Source organism: Marinomonas rhodophyticola (genome assembly GCF_026113935.1).
GTDB lineage: Bacteria > Pseudomonadota > Gammaproteobacteria > Pseudomonadales > Marinomonadaceae > Marinomonas > Marinomonas rhodophyticola.
Genome location: NZ_JAPEUL010000006.1, coordinates 401884 through 420017 on the forward strand (window position 1 = coordinate 401884; position 18134 = coordinate 420017).

General features: G+C 45.5%; 14 protein-coding genes and 1 pseudogene. 3 read left to right on the top strand and 12 right to left on the bottom strand.

Features of this window, described 5'->3' with window-relative positions; translation table 11 throughout:
- The first annotated feature begins 316 nt into the window (after nucleotides 1–316).
- Nucleotides 317–1903 (top strand): cation:proton antiporter family protein, encoded by a 1587-nt coding sequence (locus ONZ52_RS07910; RefSeq protein WP_265218110.1) that lies wholly within the window; start codon nucleotides 317–319, stop codon nucleotides 1901–1903.
- Nucleotides 1904–1994: 91 nt separating this feature from the next.
- Here the strand turns inward: ONZ52_RS07910 and ONZ52_RS07915 are convergent, their stop codons facing one another.
- From ONZ52_RS07915 to ONZ52_RS07970, 12 genes and pseudogenes are all read right to left on the bottom strand, one after another.
- Nucleotides 1995–2231: a HigA family addiction module antitoxin gene (locus ONZ52_RS07915; RefSeq protein ID WP_265218111.1), complete on the bottom strand. Its 237-nt coding sequence runs from the start codon at nucleotides 2229–2231 to the stop codon at nucleotides 1995–1997.
- 60 nt (nucleotides 2232–2291) lie between these two features.
- Nucleotides 2292–2570, bottom strand: a complete 279-nt coding sequence (locus tag ONZ52_RS07920) for a type II toxin-antitoxin system RelE/ParE family toxin (protein WP_111609010.1) — start codon at nucleotides 2568–2570, stop codon at nucleotides 2292–2294.
- Nucleotides 2571–2663: 93 nt separating this feature from the next.
- A complete protein-coding gene (locus ONZ52_RS07925) occupies nucleotides 2664–2837 on the bottom strand; it encodes a DUF6435 family protein (protein ID WP_111609009.1) in 174 nt (57 codons plus the stop codon).
- Between the two features lie 147 nt (nucleotides 2838–2984).
- Nucleotides 2985–4406, bottom strand: coding sequence for an FAD-dependent oxidoreductase (locus ONZ52_RS07930; protein ID WP_265218112.1), 1422 nt, complete (start codon nucleotides 4404–4406; stop codon nucleotides 2985–2987).
- 124 nt (nucleotides 4407–4530) lie between these two features.
- Nucleotides 4531–8983, bottom strand: a pseudogene (gene gltB / locus ONZ52_RS07935) (glutamate synthase large subunit).
- Between the two features lie 445 nt (nucleotides 8984–9428).
- On the bottom strand, nucleotides 9429–10973 hold the full coding sequence (locus tag ONZ52_RS07940) for an SPOR domain-containing protein (protein ID WP_265218113.1): 1545 nt from the start codon (nucleotides 10971–10973) through the stop codon (nucleotides 9429–9431).
- A 32-nt stretch (nucleotides 10974–11005) separates the two neighbouring features.
- Nucleotides 11006–12112 carry a 3-dehydroquinate synthase gene (gene aroB, locus ONZ52_RS07945; protein WP_265218114.1) on the bottom strand — a complete coding sequence of 369 codons (1107 nt, stop codon included), beginning with the start codon at nucleotides 12110–12112 and terminating at the stop codon, nucleotides 11006–11008.
- A complete protein-coding gene (locus tag ONZ52_RS07950; RefSeq protein WP_111609004.1) occupies nucleotides 12112–12660 on the bottom strand; it encodes a shikimate kinase in 549 nt (182 codons plus the stop codon). Before ONZ52_RS07950 ends, aroB begins: the two co-directional genes overlap by 1 nt.
- A gap of 42 nt (nucleotides 12661–12702) precedes the next feature.
- On the bottom strand, nucleotides 12703–13878 hold the full coding sequence (locus ONZ52_RS07955; protein WP_265218115.1) for a type IV pilus secretin PilQ: 1176 nt from the start codon (nucleotides 13876–13878) through the stop codon (nucleotides 12703–12705).
- Nucleotides 13871–14581, bottom strand: a complete 711-nt coding sequence (locus tag ONZ52_RS07960) for a hypothetical protein (RefSeq protein ID WP_265218116.1) — start codon at nucleotides 14579–14581, stop codon at nucleotides 13871–13873. The genes ONZ52_RS07955 and ONZ52_RS07960 overlap by 8 nt, the downstream gene beginning before the upstream one ends.
- Complete coding sequence (locus ONZ52_RS07965; protein WP_265218117.1) at nucleotides 14553–14912, bottom strand: hypothetical protein; 360 nt, start codon at nucleotides 14910–14912, stop codon at nucleotides 14553–14555. Before ONZ52_RS07965 ends, ONZ52_RS07960 begins: the two co-directional genes overlap by 29 nt.
- 77 nt (nucleotides 14913–14989) lie before the next feature.
- The gene (locus tag ONZ52_RS07970) at nucleotides 14990–15526 is read right to left on the bottom strand and encodes a hypothetical protein (protein ID WP_265218118.1); all 537 of its coding nucleotides are present in this window, start codon (nucleotides 15524–15526) and stop codon (nucleotides 14990–14992) included.
- 268 nt (nucleotides 15527–15794) lie between these two features.
- Here ONZ52_RS07970 and ONZ52_RS07975 point away from each other — a divergent pair, with 268 nt between their 5' ends.
- Nucleotides 15795–17339, top strand: a complete 1545-nt coding sequence (locus ONZ52_RS07975) for a penicillin-binding protein 1A (protein ID WP_265218119.1) — start codon at nucleotides 15795–15797, stop codon at nucleotides 17337–17339.
- Complete coding sequence (locus ONZ52_RS07980) at nucleotides 17284–18132, top strand: penicillin-binding transpeptidase domain-containing protein (RefSeq protein ID WP_265218120.1); 849 nt, start codon at nucleotides 17284–17286, stop codon at nucleotides 18130–18132. The genes ONZ52_RS07975 and ONZ52_RS07980 overlap by 56 nt, the downstream gene beginning before the upstream one ends.
- Nucleotides 18133–18134: the final 2 nt, after the last annotated feature.

Genomic DNA, 18134 nt, shown 5'->3' on the forward strand with positions numbered 1-18134 from the left:
TGGCATTCTTTAGATAGTTCATTAGCGTCTCCTGTTACAGCCGAGTAAGCGCCATAAAGGGCAAACTGCGTTAGCCGTAGGGTTTGTTATCGTTATTTTTTTAGAGCCAATCAGGTCTTATAAAAAACCTGCTACTCAGAGTAGGCAAAATGAACATACCAATCAAATAGAATAAATGTTGTTCTTCATATCATTTTTGGTATGAAATTGAGTGAAGTAATAAAAGACAAATAAACATATTAGCTACTGCAGGACACGCACAAATTTCGTATGATAATTTTACCCTTTACCTATCCCATTCATTCAGAAGGACTATATGGAATTTATTTGGATATTATTCGCCTTTGTCTGCGGGCTGGCGGTCAAAATGATCAATTTACCGCCATTAATTGGTTTTTTATTAGCGGGGTTTTTGCTCAATTATCTGGGAATGGAAGCAAGCAGCACATTAGACTCTCTCGCTAATATTGGTATTACTCTAATGCTGTTTAGTATTGGATTAAAGCTCCACGTTAAAGACCTACTCAAGCCCGAAGTGTGGGTCAGCACACTTAGCCATATGGGATTATGGAGTGTGGTTTTCGCTGCTATCGCATTGTTACTGGGGACGTTAAGCCTCCCCTATTTTGGCGCCCTAGATTACAAAGTTGCTGCTTTACTCGGTTTTGCACTGAGCTTCTCTAGTACGGTGTGTGTGATGAAGCTTTTGGAAGAAAATGGTGAATTGAAGACTCGCCATGGCCAACTCGCGTTAGGCATTCTGGTTATGCAAGACATAGTAGCCGTTATCTTTCTGGTTGCAGCCACAGGGAAAATCCCTTCCATTTGGGCATTAGGCTTATTTGGCTTACTGCTTATTAGACCACTCATCAATAAAATGGTTAACAAATCCGGACACGGTGAGATGCTACCGCTAACCGGGCTATTTCTTGCTTTAGGCGGCTATGAACTCTTTTATCTTGTCGGCGTAAAAGGCGATCTAGGCGCGCTGATTATGGGTATTTTGTTAGCCTCTCATCCTAAAGCGACGGAAATGAATAAATCGTTAACAAACTTTAAAGATTTGTTCCTCATCGGTTTCTTTCTATCGATTGGCTTTACAGCGTTACCAACCTTTAGCATGATTGGCATGAGTTTTATCATCACATTAGTCCTTCTGTTGAAATTTGTTCTCTTCTTCGCCCTGATGACAAAAATGAAACTGCGTGGCCGAACGTCTTTCTTGTCTTCCCTTATCCTTTCTAACTACAGCGAGTTTGGCCTAATTGTCGTTGCACTAAGCGTAGCGAATGGCTGGCTAGCAAAAGAATGGCTGGTCATTTTAGCGCTCGCTGTGTCGATTTCGTTTGTGATTACCAGCATCATTTACCGACAATCCCACAGGCTTTACCGCAAAAACAAAGAAACCATTCGCCAATTCGAAAGCAGCCAATGCTTGCCTGAAGACATCTTTACTCAACCCAAAGGCGCAGAAGTGTTAATTGTGGGTCTTGGACGTGTAGGACGTGGTGCGTTTGAGTCGCTAAAAGGTTTAATTGGTCATAACGTCGCGGGGATGGACGCCGACCAAAATCGTATAAAAATGATGCAAGAAGCCAATGAAAATGTCTTCTATGGTGACGGCGAAGACGCTGATCTTTGGGAACGCCTAGACACCAAAGGCATTCGCCTCATTATGTTGGCCTTACCCATCGCAGAAGACAGCACCAACATCGCCATACAGCTGCGCAAAGCCAACTACCAAGGCCAAATCGCCGCCATTGCCCGCTACCAAGACGAACGAGAAATACTACTCGCCTCCGGTATAGACAACGTCTTCAACTTCTACACCGAAGCCGGTACCGGTTTTGCGGAAGAAAGCTTGGCATTGATTCGACCACAGGAAAGCGCTGCAGCGGCTTAACGTTCAACAGTAGAGCGCACCATAAAAACGCGGTGTCATGCCTATGACACCGGTTTTTTATTGAATCTAGCTATGCAAACCTAGCGCTAGCTCACGCATATTGCAGTTCATAAGGCTGAACATTCAACGCAATCTTATGCTCTCTAACAGCCCACAAATCATAAGCATTTTGCAACCTAAGCCAATGATCTGCAGAGGGCTTCTTGAAAGCCAGCTCGAGTCGCAATGCCATTTCTGGTGTAATCGCCCCTCTGCCATTTAACACCTTAGATAGGGTTTTCCTGCTGACATTAAGATGTGCAGAAACATCCGTTATGGTTAACTCCATTGGCTCAATAATGAGGCTCTTTTAAGATCTCGCCCGGATGAGCGGGGCTATGCATACTCATTAGTGATAGTCCTCGTAGTTCACAATTTCAGCATCTCGGCCATCAAACCGAAAGGTTACTCGCCAGTTGCCATTCACCATGACAGACCAAATTCCATCTCGATTGCCAGAGAGCGTATGAAGTCTCAAACCAGGAAGGTCCATATCATCAATATTTTCAGCTTGATCAAGGTTTGAAAGAATCAACTTTAAGCGATTCTTGTGCTTAGCTTGAATTCCTGCCGTGCTTCCCGTTTTGTAAAAACGTTCAAGGCCTTTGTGTTTGAAAGTTTTAATCATACACAAAACCGTAACCCAAAAGGTTACAGTTTGGAAATTGGTTTTTTAATATAACTTCGGGATTAAGATAGCAAAATATTATTAATGAAAGCTTTAACTGTTAGCTTTCATGTCATCCAGCTTCACTTTCACGGCTTCGGCCTTCTCTGTCAGTTCTGAATAGAGTCTGATGTCGCCACCGCGTTGAGCTTGCATGGCTTTTTCTAGCAGCTCGCCATATTCTTTATCGAGCTTTTTAATCGGATCGGATTTCAAAAAAGAAAACATAAATGAGCCTGTCGCTGTGGATGGATGTTATTCATACGCAGGCAATTGGAATTTAGATCCTTTTTTCCTGACAAACCAACAAAACAAAAACGCCAACCAGATGTCTCTGATTGGCGTTTTGACTAAAAGCAATAAAAGCTGTCGCGCTTACACGTCTAGGAAATCCATAATCCCTTCAGCCGCCTTACGACCTTCGTCGATTGCTGTTACCACCAAGTCGGAACCACGCACCATGTCACCACCAGCAAAGATTTTTTCGTTGGTCGTCTGGAACATAAATTTACCGTCTTTTGGCGCAACAACACGACCGCGAGCATCGGTTTCAATACCGAACTTTTCAAACCAAGGCGCCGGACTTGCTTGGAAGCCGAAGGCGATCAATACCGTATCAGCCGGAATAATCTGCTCACTGCCTTCGATGATCTCTGGACTACGACGGCCATTAGCATCGGGTTCGCCAAGTTGTGTTTCCACTACTTTCACGCCCTCTACTTTGCCATTACCTACGATCTCGACTGGCTGACGATTAAAAAGGAACTGCACACCTTCTTCTTTGGCGTTTTGCACTTCTTTACGAGAACCGGGCATGTTTTCTTGGTCACGACGGTAAGCACAAGTCACGCTCTTTGCACCTTGACGAATGGCGGTACGGTTACAGTCCATCGCCGTGTCACCACCACCCAAGACAACAACTTGCTTGCCTTTTAGATTCACGTAATCGGCTGGATCTTCTTCAAAATCTAAACAATGATTGACGTTAGAAATCAGGTAATCCAAGGCATCGTGAACACCCGGCAAATCTTCCCCTGGGAACCCGCCTTTCATGTATTTGTATGTACCCATGCCTAAAAACACAGCATCGTACTCTTCTAATACGTGTTCGAATGGTACGTCATCACCAACAGACGTTCCAAGTACAAACTCCACGCCCATTTCTTCAAAAATTTCACGACGACGCGTCATGACGCTTTTTTCCAGTTTGAATTCAGGAATACCAAAGGTCAGCAAGCCACCGATTTCAGGGTACTTATCAAATACAACTGGTTTGATGCCATTACGTACCAAGATGTCCGCACAAGCCAAACCAGCAGGGCCTGCCCCAACGATGGCAACCGTTTTGTTAACCGGTACTACGTTAGACATATCAGGACGCCAGCCCAAAGCAAACGCGGTATCCGTAATGTATTTTTCTACAGAACCGATCGTCACCGCACCAAAACCACCTTCACCAAGCGTACAAGCACCCTCACAAAGACGATCTTGTGGACAAACACGACCACACACTTCTGGCAAGGAGTTGGTTTGATGGCTCAACTCCGCCGCTTCCAAAATACTGCCTTCACTGACTAACTTGAGCCAGTTTGGAATGTAGTTATGAACGGGACACTTCCATTCACAATAAGGATTACCACACTCTAAGCAACGGTGCGCTTGGTCTTTCGCACTGGCTTCTTCAAAGGGTTTATAAATTTCGACGAATTGCGCCTTACGGGTAATTAAAGGCTTCTTTTTAGGATCTTTACGATCCACTTCGACGAATTGAAATACGTTGTTCAAGCGCTCAGACATAAGCTGCTATCTCCTTGGCCGCCTGATAACAAGCGGCACTTCTCTCAAATGGGTCAGACTGATTCATTCACAACGCTTAGCTCGACGTTTTATTCCATCGAGCCAAGCGCCACAACAGCGTGTTTTATTCCGGACGTTGACGAGTGTTTGCCAACAGCGCACCTAAGCTGGCGGCTTTTGGTTTGACTAGCCAGAACTTACCAATGTAGTCATAGAAGTTTTCTAAGATCTCATGGCCCCATTCGCTGTCAGTTTCTCGGACGTATTCTTCGATCACAGAACGAAGGTGTGAACGATACTCTTCCGTCAATTCCGTACCAATGCGGTGAATTTCCACCAATTCGTGATTGTATTTATCTACGAAGGTACGATCTAAATCGAGTACATAAGCGAAACCGCCTGTCATACCCGCACCAAAGTTATAACCTGTATTGCCAAGAACCGTTACCATACCGCCAGTCATGTATTCACAGCAGTGATCGCCTGCGCCTTCAATGACAGTATAAGCACCGGAGTTACGCACAGCGAAACGCTCACCCGCCGTACCCGCGGCAAACAATTTACCGCCCGTCGCGCCATACAAACAAGTGTTACCAATAATGGCGGAATGTTGCGATTTGAAAATCGAGCCTTTCGGAGAACGAATCACCAACTTGCCGCCCGTCATACCTTTACCCACGTAATCGTTAGCATCACCTTCTAGGTACATATGCAAACCACCCGCGTTCCATACCCCAAAACTTTGACCGGCTGTGCCTTTCAATTTCAAGGTAATAGGCGTATCAGACATACCTTGGTTGCCATAACGTTTCGCAATCTCACCAGACAAACGAGCGCCAATAGAACGGTCACAGTTAGTAACATCAAAAGAGAACTCACCGCCTTCTTTTTCTTCAACGACGTCTTTCACCGTATCCCACATTTTTAACGCCAATAGGCCTTTGTCGTGTGGTGGGTTAAAAGGCGTCACACAATATTGCGCTTTGTCCGCTGGAATCGCATCGTTTTTCAAAATAGGTGATAAGTCTAAATTGCGTTGCTTATCTGTTTCGCCAGGTAGGATGGTTAACAGATCAGTGCGGCCAATCAAGTCTTGCAGACTTGCCACACCCAGCTTCGCCAACCATAAGCGTGTATCTTCAGCCATAAAGCGGAAGAAGTTTTTAATCATCTCGACCGTGCCGATAAAATGATCATCACGCAAACCTTGGTCCTGTGTTGCCACACCCGTCGCACAGTTGTTCAAGTGACAGATACGCAGGAATTTACAGCCCATCGCCACCATTGGCGTGGTACCAAAACCAAAGCTTTCTGCACCCAAAATGGCGGCTTTAACGACGTCTAGACCCGTTTTCAAACCACCGTCTGTTTGCAGGCGAATTTTGCCACGTAGGTCGTTAGAACGAAGCGCTTGTTGCGCTTCTGCTAAACCTAGTTCCCATGGTGAAGCCCGCATGACGAATAGAGGTAATGGGCGATGCCGCCGTACCACCGTCGTAACCAGAAATGGTGATCAAATCCGCGTAAGCTTTCGCGACACCAGCGGCAATCGTACCCACACCCGGTTCAGAAACCAATTTCACAGAGATTAGCGCATCTGGATTCACTTGTTTCAAGTCGAAAATCAGCTGAGCCAAATCCTCGATAGAATAAATATCGTGATGTGGCGGTGGTGAAATCAAGGTCACACCCGGTACGGCATAACGTAGACGAGCAATTAAGCCGTTCACTTTTCCGCCTGGTAACTGACCACCTTCACCTGGTTTCGCCCCTTGTGCCACTTTAATTTGTAGCACTTCTGCGTTGACCAAATATTCTGGTGTTACACCAAAACGACCTGAGGCGATTTGCTTGATCTTAGAGCGACGCTCTGTACCGTGACGAGCTGGATCTTCACCACCCTCACCAGAGTTAGAACGACAGCCCAATTCATTCATTGCTTGCGCTAGGGCTTCATGGGCTTCTGGTGACAAAGCACCTAAAGACATACCCGCGGAATCGAAGCGAGGTAAAATCTCTTCGATGGACTCAACGCTGTCTAATGGAATCGCCTTTGCTTTATCCGATAACGTAAACAAATCACGTAACATAGAGGCAGGACGATTATTCACCAGCTCAGTGTACTTAGTGAAATCCTCGAAACGACCACTACCCACCGCCGTTTGCAAGTTACGCACCACATCAGGGTTAAAGGCATGGTATTCCGCATCATGTACGTATTTTAAATAACCACCTTGCTGAATCGGTTTGCGCAATTTCCAAGCGTTATTGGCAATCGTTTGTTGATCTTGTTGGAAATCTTCAAAGCGAGCGCCTTTAATCCGGCTGGCAACGCCTTTGAAACAAAGATCGACCACTTTCGTGTCCAAACCAACAGCTTCAAACAACTGCGCGCCACGGTAAGAGGCAATGGTAGAAATCCCCATTTTAGAGATAATCTTCATCAAACCTTTGTTAATGCCTTTACGGTATTTCACGTGGCAAGCAATTGGGTCACCCAAGACTTCGCCTTTATCAATCATGTCGTTAATCAAACGATAAGAAAGATACGGATAAACCGCTGTCGCACCAAAGCCCAACAACACGGCAAATTGATGAGGGTCACGAGCAAAGCCTGTGTCGGCAATAATGTTAGAATCGCAGCGTAGACCTTGCTTAGACAAATAATGATGCACCGCACCAACGGCCATAGGCGAAGGAATAGGTAGATGGCCTTTCACGATCTCACGGTCGGTCAATACCACAATCACAGCGCCATTACGGACCACGTCTGCCGCCTTCAATTGCAAGTCTTTAATCGCTTGCTCAAGAGACACTTCTTCTGGATTGTAATTGGTGTTTAAACGAACCAAACGGAAACGGTGGTCATCTAATGCCAACAAACGGCTGTATTTACGAGCCGATAAGATAGGCGAAGACAAGATAATACGGTTTGCGTGTTTTGGTGTTTCTTCAAACAGGTTACGCTCTACACCAATACACGTTTCTAGCGACATCACCACAGATTCACGCAGCGGATCGATAGGTGGGTTCGTCACTTGGGCAAACTTCTGACGGAAGTAATCTGTCACTGGACGCGTCTGACTGGACATCACCGCCATTGGCGTGTCATCACCCATAGAGCCAACGGCTTCATGACCGCTTTCTGCTAATGGACGGAAAATTTGCTCACGCTCTTCATAAGATACTTGGAACATTTTCTGATACGTCAGCATTTCTTCTTTGGTAAAAGGAACGAACTCAAGAGACGATTCTTCCAACAAAGATTCGATACGAATGGCTTCCTGCTTCAACCATTTTTTATATGGGTGCATAGACTTAAGACGATTGTCGATGTCATCCGTGTGCAATACTTTGCCATTTTGTGTATCGATCACCAGCATTTGGCCAGGACCTACACGGCCTTTCGACACAACATCTTCTGATTTGTAGCCATATGTGCCCACTTCAGAAGCCAGTGTAATAAAGCCGTTTTTCGTCACTACCCAACGAGCAGGACGCAGACCATTACGGTCAAGCATACAAATAGCGTGACGACCATCGGTCATTACTAAGCCCGCTGGGCCGTCCCACGGATCCATGTGCATAGAGTTGTACTGATAAAAAGCACGCAACTCTGGATCCATGTTTTCTACGTTCTGCCACGCCGGTGGAATGATCAAACGTGCCGCACGGAAAATATCTACGCCACCAGTCACCAAGACTTCCAACATGTTATCCATGGAAGACGAGTCAGAACCGGTTAAGTTCACAATCGGTTGAAGATCTTGTAATTCAGGGATCAGCGGCGTGCGTAGCTTGCTGCTACGAGCCAAAGCCCAATTACGGTTACCTTCAATAGTATTGATCTCACCGTTGTGCGCCAACATACGGAAAGGTTGCGCCAATGGCCACTTAGGTAAGGTATTAGTAGAGAAACGTTGGTGGAAAACACAAATCGCGGTTTGCATTTTTTCGTTGCCCAAATCTTTATAAAAGAAAGGCAAATCCACTGGCATCATCAAGCCTTTGTACGCCAACACTTTGTCGGACAAAGAACAGATGTAGAAGTTTTCGTATTGCGCTAAAGCAATCTCAGTTTGACGACGAGCCACAAACAAACGGGTTGCGAAGGTACGAGCATCCATACGGTTGCTATCAACAAATACTTGCTCGATACGCGGCAAGCAATCCATCGCGATAACACCAAGACAAGACGCATCGATCGGCACTTCACGCCAACCGACGACGTTCAAACCTTCATCGGTAAGCTTCTTCGTTAACGTTTCACGTTGCTCACTCGCAAGCGCCTCATCTTGGTCAAGAAACACCATGCCGATACCGTAAAGATCCGACAAGGTGTGATTGAATAAAGCCTGTGCTTCACCACGTAAAAATAGATCAGGCTTTTGGATAAGAAGACCACAACCATCACCCGTTTTGCCATCGGCAGCAATGCCGCCACGGTGTGTCATACATGTCAAAGACTCAATAGCGGTCTTGAGCAATTCGTGGCTAGTATTGCCTTCCATATGCGCAATTAAGCCAAAGCCACAGTTGTCTTTGAACTCGCCAGGACGATAAAGGCCTGCATTCATACACCAACTCCCACAGTTAAAACGTAAAAATAATTATTAGATAAATTCGACGATCAGATGGCTGGGTTAAAAATCGCAAGTATAAACTCACTCACGTCGAGAATGACTATCATCTACCCAAAATACCACCCAAATGGACGATCATACTACCCTGACACCGAGCACTACTCAAACGAGCACAAGCCTGCTTTATGTTATTTTGGCGTTTTTTATAGGGTGTTTAGCGGCAAATAATGCGGACTTAGAGAATTATCTATGGCTGGAGTTTTTCCAAACAGAAAATTCCACTGTTCATTGATGTTTTTCAGAGAATTACAGTGATTTTTACTAAATTAAGGGGGTTACTATACAAAAGCCTCACAAAAAGGAGGATTGATGAGGTTTTCTGTCCTGTCATCAGAAGAAAATGCGGAATTCTCAATAAAAAAAACGCAAATCGCTAATACTACTTGGCTTTCTTAATATCCTCTTGAATTCCTCGGGCACTGCGCGCCCAAGGATTAAGGTCACGAATATCTTTCGGAAGAGACTCTGCAACCGCTATGGCTTCGCTGCGATTGCGGTAAGAGCCATACACCACAACATACCAATCCTTACCATTGTGCCTTGACTTAAAGTACCCAAAAGCATCGACACCTCCTTGATCGCGGATAAAATCCTGTACAGTGCCTTTATTATGCGTTCCTAGTAGCTGTAACGTATAACGACTGGGGCTTTGCGATAACCACCATTCGGTTTTATCAAAACGGTCTGGCGTGGGCTTGACACTCGCTGTCTCTGTTTTAGGTGCCGTTTGCACGGGTACAGCCTGAACAGGTGCCGCCGCCGCTGTGACCAGAGGAGCTTCGCCACGAATTGGTGCCGTAGGTAATGCGGGCACTAACATAGAAGGTGAATTCGTTGATACCTCATTCGACATGCTAATAGGAGGCAATGAAGTGTCTTCAGGGATAGGCGGAAGAATAACATCGCCTTCTTGGCCAATTTTGCGCTGCATAGCGTCAATACGAGCAATAGTCTCAGCAGATGATTGCCCTTGCCGCGGACTCAAAGGAATGACGTTACTCGTTCTGTCTGCCGTTGCACTGGGTGTCGATGACTTATCAGAAAACAACACCGCAACAAGAATACCCAGCATCACAACGGACAGCAATGCCATGTGGGCCAATGGGAATCCCATCGCAAGGTTAAATTTCATTCCCGATTTAATGGCTTTATTGCCATTGCCCATCATCGCTTGCGCTATCTGATTGATACGACCAGGATAGCCGCCAGACTCTTGATGAATCTGCTTAATCTGCTTGTCGTTAAAGGGCAGATTGATTCCGCCGCCAACCGCACGAACACGATGTAATAAATAAGAGCGCGTTTGCTCTAAAGAATAAGGTGCCAGAGTAAAGGAATGGCTCAACTGTTCATAACGAGACCGCTGAAAAGCATCTAAGTTACGCGACAGAGGATACTCACTAAACAGCACAACATGAGGAACCGTCTGATTTTCCGTTGCCAATGACATCATATCAAGCAACATACTCACCGCGTCGGTATTAAGTTCTTGAGCATTATCAATTAACACTAATGCCGCTTGGCCTTTTACATCCAAATCATGGGAAAACTTTAACAGAGGCCCGAATGTTGTTTCGTTCGGGGGTTGCGTAAAATGACCAGCAAAGCCCGAATATATGGCCTGCAATAGCTGCCCCGCGGTCATGAGCATGGAGGCTTTCACGTGACTAATGATAGTGGTGTCATCTTGATGTCGGGCAAATTCCATCAAGAAGCGACTTTTGCCGCTACCTTGCGGTCCTTGAACCACAGACAACAAGCTACTGTAGCGACTCAAATGCTCAAGTAAGGCCAATTGCTGATTGCCTTCTTCGGAAGCAAAATAGACAGACGCATCTTTCGAGCCAAAGGGATCCCTCAGCGTGGCTTTTGGCGGCTGATTAAGCGCATCCTCTAGATCAAACTGAAAGTCTGGCTTAGACATAATCGTCCTTCAACAATAAATACCCAACAAGATTAAGCAAGATTCGCTTGTTTACTTGCTTCAAGTGCATCCAAAAGACAAGCATTGAAATCTTCCATGGGAAAGTCAGATGTAACGATCGCTTCCCCTAATGCACTCAGCAATACCAAACGTAGGCTACCATCCAATACTTTCTTATCCAATGACATGCGTGCAATGAAACACTCAAGTGTCATACTCATAGGCGGCAATACAGGTAAATTTGCCGCTTGGAAAAGTGCCACAGAACGACTCACGTCCTGTTCGGTTAAGTTACCCATGCGCCAAGAAAGATCGATGGCTAACATGCTTCCAGCTGCAACCGCTTCTCCGTGCAACCAATTGCCATAGCCCATTTCCGTTTCTATTGCATGACCGAACGTGTGACCTAGGTTTAAGATAGCACGAATTCCACCTTCTCTCTCGTCTTGCGCCACAACGGTGGCCTTCGCTAAACAGGAACGATAAATAGCATCGCTAATTTTATCGTTGTCCAATGCCATCAACTGAGACATTTCTTGTTCCAACCAATCAAAAAATGGCCTATCACAAATCAAACCATATTTAATGACTTCGGCCATGCCCGCTGACAACTCGCGCTGAGGCAGGCTTGATAAGGTTTCTGTATCAATAATCACGGCTTGAGGCTGATAAAACGCCCCTATCATATTTTTACCTAAGGGATGATTTACACCGGTTTTCCCGCCGACGGAAGAATCCACTTGCGATAATAAAGTCGTTGGCACTTGAATAAAAGGCACACCACGTTGATACGTTGCGGCGGCAAACCCCGCCATGTCCCCAACAACACCACCACCTAGGGCGATAATCGTTGTCGTACGATTATGCTTTGCCTCTAACAAGGCCGACATAATCAGGCCATAAGTTTCCAACGTTTTATAAGCTTCGCCATCGGGCAAAACACACGTATCCACTTTATAGTTCGCTGATAACATAGAAACCATATCATCTAAATACAAAGGGGCAATGGTTTCATTGGTCACTATCATGACTTGTTTACCATGAATAGCATCATCAAAAAGCGACTTTTGCTGGCGAATCCCTCTACCAATAAAAATAGGGTAACTACGATCGCCAAGATCAACGTTTAACGTACGCATCAGGATACTGTAATCTCCATCTTCAGATGACGCCGAATCGCATCCAACACCTTGTTGGCGACAGATCTAGGGTGGCGTGCATCAGTTTCAATAATCAGATTCGCTACCTCACGATATAGAGGATCGCGCACTTCAAATAGTTTTTTTAATGTCGCTTTCGGATCACCGGTTTGCAAAAGCGGGCGGTGAGTGCTTTTAGACGTTCGGTAAAGCTGTTGTGCAACGGATGCATAGAGATACACCACCAAAGCGTTTTCGCGAAGAATCTCTCGATTTTCTTCGCGCATCACGATACCGCCACCGGTTGCCAACACACAATCACCTGTATCCGACTCGGCTATAGAAGCCAATGCTTGGGTTTCACGCTTACGAAAGCCGTCTTCCCCCTCACGCTCAAAGATCCAAGGAATGTCTGCACCAGCATTGTCTTCTATGACCTTATCTAAGTCATAAAACTCTTTGCCCATCGATTGGGAAATCAAACGACCTATGGTCGTTTTTCCTGCGCCCATCGGGCCTACTAAAATAATATTGGGGGCTTTTATCATTGTATTCAATTACGTCGGAATTAAGCAGATTTAGACTGCGGCCTAGTTAACTGACATTTGTAGCAGCTTTGGTGTAATAAATACAAGTAATTCAACCTTTTCTTGCTGTTCTGAACGCCTTTTAAACAACTCACCCAATAATGGAATATCACTAAAGAAAGGCACTCGACTTTCAGATTCAAAACTTTCTTCCCGAAAAATCCCTCCCAGAACAAGCGTCTCCTGATTTTTCACCACCACTTGTGTTTTTAGTCGATTGGTTTTTAGACTGGGAACACCGTTAACTAAATCGCCTACCGAGTCTTGGTGAATATTAAGGGATAACAAGATGTGCTCACCTTCTTTGACGAAGGGCGTCACCTCTAACATGAGTGCCGCTTGACGAAACTCTATACTGACTTTGTCGTCACTCACTGCCTGATAAGGCACCTCTGTTCCTGATTCAATCCTAGCAGGCTGCCCCTCTGAGGTCACAATCTTTGGTTTTGATACGACATTTGCCAAGCCTTCGCTTTCCATCATGTCTAAGGTAAATGCCAATAACCCAGAGCCTCCCATGCTTGAAAAGTCTAGATTTGTCGTTGGCACTAACGCGCCTAAATCAATTGCACCGCCTAATGAAGATCGGACACCATCTGACAACTTAGCTTGCCAGTTCACACCAAACTGTGATTGCGCTGTACGACTGACTTGTGCGATTTGAGCACTGATTTCAATTTGCCGCAACGGCGCATCCAACCATGCCAGTGTTTCTTCTATTCCCTCAGGCGCATCACAAGAATGGGTAATAATGGAATTGGTTCTATCATCTACAACTAAAGATAACGCTGGATATAAGACCTGTAAGTGCTGACCAACGATGTCGGCTTTGGCGTGTTTTATCACCCAATACTCTTTCTGGCAAACCACGCTAGAATGATTCGTATCAATGGATGATGACTCATTAGGCATCAGAATAGCCACTCGCCCTTGCCATTGCAGTTTTAAATTTGGCTGTTGAGCAATCGACTCCATCACATCTTTCCAACTTGCATCTTTAATCGAGAGTGTTAACAGGTCATCAATCTCAGGGCTAATCACCACACTTTCATTCATTTGCGATGCCAGCCAAGGCAATACTTCTTGCAGTGGGCGCGATTCAAAATACACATCCATTGCCAAGGCAGAGTGTGATACGCAAAGTAAACCGAGAAGGAAGCGAGACAACCCCTTATTCATATTGATCTCTCTCCTCTCGAACCTGCAGTCGTTGTATCGATCCATCCCTGGCCACCAGAGTAATTTGATCGAAAGATACTGCATTCACTGTCATACCAGCTTCAGGCAACCAACTTCCCCGCGTTATCCAATAACGATGGTTTTTATAGTTCAGCATGGCTGACGCTGCCGCACCTACTCGCATCGTCGATACCAGTCGCCAATCATCTTTGTTGAAGCGCCTTGTGCGTAATTGAGTCGGCAACCAATTGTGATATTCTCGATTCTGCTTAGGAACACCAAGACCAAACCGCAACCGACCTTGCCAATTACCCAGCTGTGTTCTTTGCCAAGACACAGTGTGCAAAACCAAAGGCAGCTGCGTCTCAACTTGCTCCAACACGCTTTGCCATGCAATCAACGACGCGGTTCCCTCAATAAGCCATTGCGTGGGCCTATCAATTTCTGTTGCCACCACGCGTTGTTGAACCCAAGAAGTATCAGGAAAATGTATTTGTCGCAGATAATTAGCCTGCTTTTGCCATTGTCGCCATTCATTCTCGGCTTGATTATTGAGTCTTGTGTGATGACTCACGTCGTCATGCAAATTCGACAAAAGGGGATACCAAACCGCCATTTGCAACAATATGAATAACAGAACAATGGAACGAGTGATTTCGAAAGAAAAGAAAGCGCTACTTTTCAAATACGCTAATAGAGACATCTACCACGTCCTTATGTGCTCTTACCAAAGACGAATCAGATTGCTGCTGCGCAACCTCCCAAAACCAATCGGGGTATTGTTGCTGCCAACGAGAGAGCAACACGTCTAAATCTTGCTCTAACAATGTCATTTCAAAAGACATCCCCTCTGACTCACTATTTACCCTCTCAAGACGAACGGAATCGGGTAGAGCCTGAATTAGGGCCAATACAGATTCCGTCATCCCTCCCACTTCTTGCTCTGAAGACCAGGCGGATTGAGCCGCTAATGTCTGCTGACGAGCTAGGATCATCTGTGCAGATTCATCTTGTAAATAAAATGAATACAGCACCGCCGCACAATGCAGTAAAACGCTTATTCCACCTAACACAACCCAAAGGCGGCGAGTCTCGTTGCTGCTTTACTTTATTAGGCTGATAAGGCAATAGTGCGTGCTGCGAACAATGAGTTCCAGGAGCGATCATGAGACGGTATCCCCAACCACTGACTTTGCGACATTAATAAACAAGATTTCGCAGTAGACTGAAAAGGTAAACAAAGTTGCTCTGCCCACTCCGCTGCACAGGCAAATACACGCAATTGGCGATCTCCAACGGACTCTTCTAAGCACTGGTAATTAAACACTAAGGTTTCTGGTGGCAGAAAGCTTGTCTCAACAGCGTGACTCAACGCCGCTAAAGGCAATAACGACGAAGGAACAGAATGTTCCAGAGAGCATTGAGAGATCGAAAGCCAGTCATCAGGAATCAAAACAACAATACGAGAGCAAGTAGGAATACTATCAAATGATAAGGCTTGTTGAATCAATACCAGATGCGAAGAGTCTATCGTCACGCAATCCTCTAAAGCGCGGGATGTCAACCATTTAGCAGACTCACTGGGGGTATGGAAAGTGCAATTTTCGGCCGAATATATGGCCACAGAATAGGCAGACATGAGCGTCATCATTCATCCTTGAAATAATCAGCAACAGGGCGTAATTTTTATTTGGCATCCTGACCAAATTTTTAACAAGATAACACGATTTGATGCAAAGTTAACCACCTATTCTGTAATCATCTTAGGTATAATGGGGACTTTCCATCCAGCATCCATTGGATTTATATGGCTAAGGCACTAAAAATACTCTTTATTCTCGGCCTCTTTGGCACCCTTTGTGCGGTCGGTATCACCTATGCAATCTATTACAGTGTAAAGGATCGTATTCCTACAGTTGAAGAGACTCAAAGACATTGAACTAAGAATTCCATTACGTATCTATACCGCCGACAACTTACTAATTGGTGAGTTTGGTGAGCAACGTCGCACACCTATCAGCTACTCAGAGATCCCACCCAATCTAGAGCATGCTATTTTAGCGGCCGAGGACACCAATTTTTATCACCATCCAGGCGTTGATATCCTTGGCTTAGGTCGAGCGGTCATGCAACTGATCACCACAGGACAAATTCAAAGTGGTGGTAGCACCATCACGATGCAGGTGGCTAGAAACTATTTCCTATCATTTGAGCAAACTTTCACCCGCAAATTCACCGAAATCTTCATTTCTTTAAAAATGGAGCGCGAACTGTCAAAGCACGACATTCTTGAGTTGTACGTCAATAAAATCTACTTAGGAAATCGCGCCTATGGGTTTGAGGCCGCCGCTCAGGTGTATTATGGCAAAAACCTAAACGAACTGGATCTTGCTCAGCTGGCCATGATAGCTGGTCTGCCAAAAGCACCATCGCGTTTTAACCCTGTGGTGAACCCTTCCCGTGCATTGATTCGTCGTAACTGGATATTGCAGCGCATGTTGTCACTTGGAATGATAGACAAAGACGCCTATCAAAATGCCGTAGAATCTCCTATTACCGCTAAGAACTATGGGGTTATGCCTGATATTGAAGCCGGGTATATTGCTGAAATGGTTCGCTCAGAGCTATACAACACATTCGGCGACGATCTGTACAGTACGGGTATGACTGTCTACACGACCATTGATTCAAAACGACAAAAAGCCGCAAACGACGCTATTTTCAATGGCGTACTTGATTACGATATGCGCCACGGCTACCGAGGCCCTCTTGAAAAACGTACCGACCTAATTAATGCCCCGCTAGAAGAGCAGAAAAAAGCCTTACAAGACATAGGAAGGTTTAAAAACTGGCAAACGGCATTGGTGCTGTCCACCACCAACACAACGGCAGACGTTCGTCTTGCTAACGGTGAACGCGCAACCCTACCATGGGAGGCCGTTAAATGGGCAAGATCCTATATAAACGAGGACTCACAAGGCCCATCACCATCCAAAGTGACCGATGTGCTCGTGCCTGGTGATATTGTGCGCTTACGCCCAGACAACCAACTTGAATGGCTACTAGCGCAAAAGCCCGCTGTTCAAAGTGCCCTTATTTCTCTTAACAGTAAGGATGGTGCCATTCAGGCTCTCGTCGGCGGTTTTAACTTTTTTGAAAATAAATTCAACCGAGTGACTCAGTCTAAACGCCAACCTGGTTCTAATTTTAAACCCTTCATTTACGCCAGTGCTTTGGATCGCGGCTATACGGCCGCCAGCATTATCAATGATGCGCCTGTAGTCTTTAATGATAAAAACTTAGAGTCCGCATGGCGTCCAACCAATGATGGTGGTAAGTTTTACGGCCCCACACGATTACGTGAAGCGCTGTATCGCTCACAAAATATTGTCTCTGTGCGTTTACTTGAAGAGACTCGGCATTCGTCCTACTCTCAACTTCTTACGTCGGTTTGGTTTTGATCCAGATGAGTTACCTTACAACCTTTCTCTATCTTTAGGCAGTGCCAACCTATCACCTCTACAAATAGCAACAGGGTATGCTGTTTTCTCAAATGGTGGTTATCAGGTACAACCCTACCTAATTAACAAAGTCATCGATCGAAATAACAATGTCTTATTTCAAGCAAGCCCAGCTACAGTCTGTGTGACCTGTACACCGCTTGAAAAGACGACAGATGATAAACCTCAAATGGGATTATTTAATACGCCAGAGGGTATTGTTAGCCTTCCTATGGCACCACAAGTGCTTGACCCAGAGGTAAATTACATAACCTACGACATGATGCGAGATGTTATTAAGCTCGGCACAGGTCGACGCGCTAGAGTATTAGAGCGCGACGACTTAGCTGGAAAAACTGGGACTACAAACGATGGGCGCGACGCTTGGTTCTCCGGTTTTAATGGTGAGCTGGTCACTTCTGTATGGAGTGGTTTTGATAACTCATCGCCCCTAGGTCGTGGAGAATGGGGTGGCTCTGTTTCGCTTCCAGCATGGATAGATTATATGAGAGATGCTTTACAGGGCACCCCACTGTCTTTCGTGAGCAAACCCTCTTCCTTAGTAACCGTTCGCATTGATCCGAATACTGGAGAGCGCGCTTTACCTGGTCAATCTAATGCAATTTTTGAGATTTTTAGAAAAGACCACGTACCGCCACAGCGCAATCTAAACTTGCCAACATTAAACAGTAATCGTGACAGCGAATCACGAGAAGAGAAGCAAGAAACCAATGCATTAGAAAACTTGTTCTAACA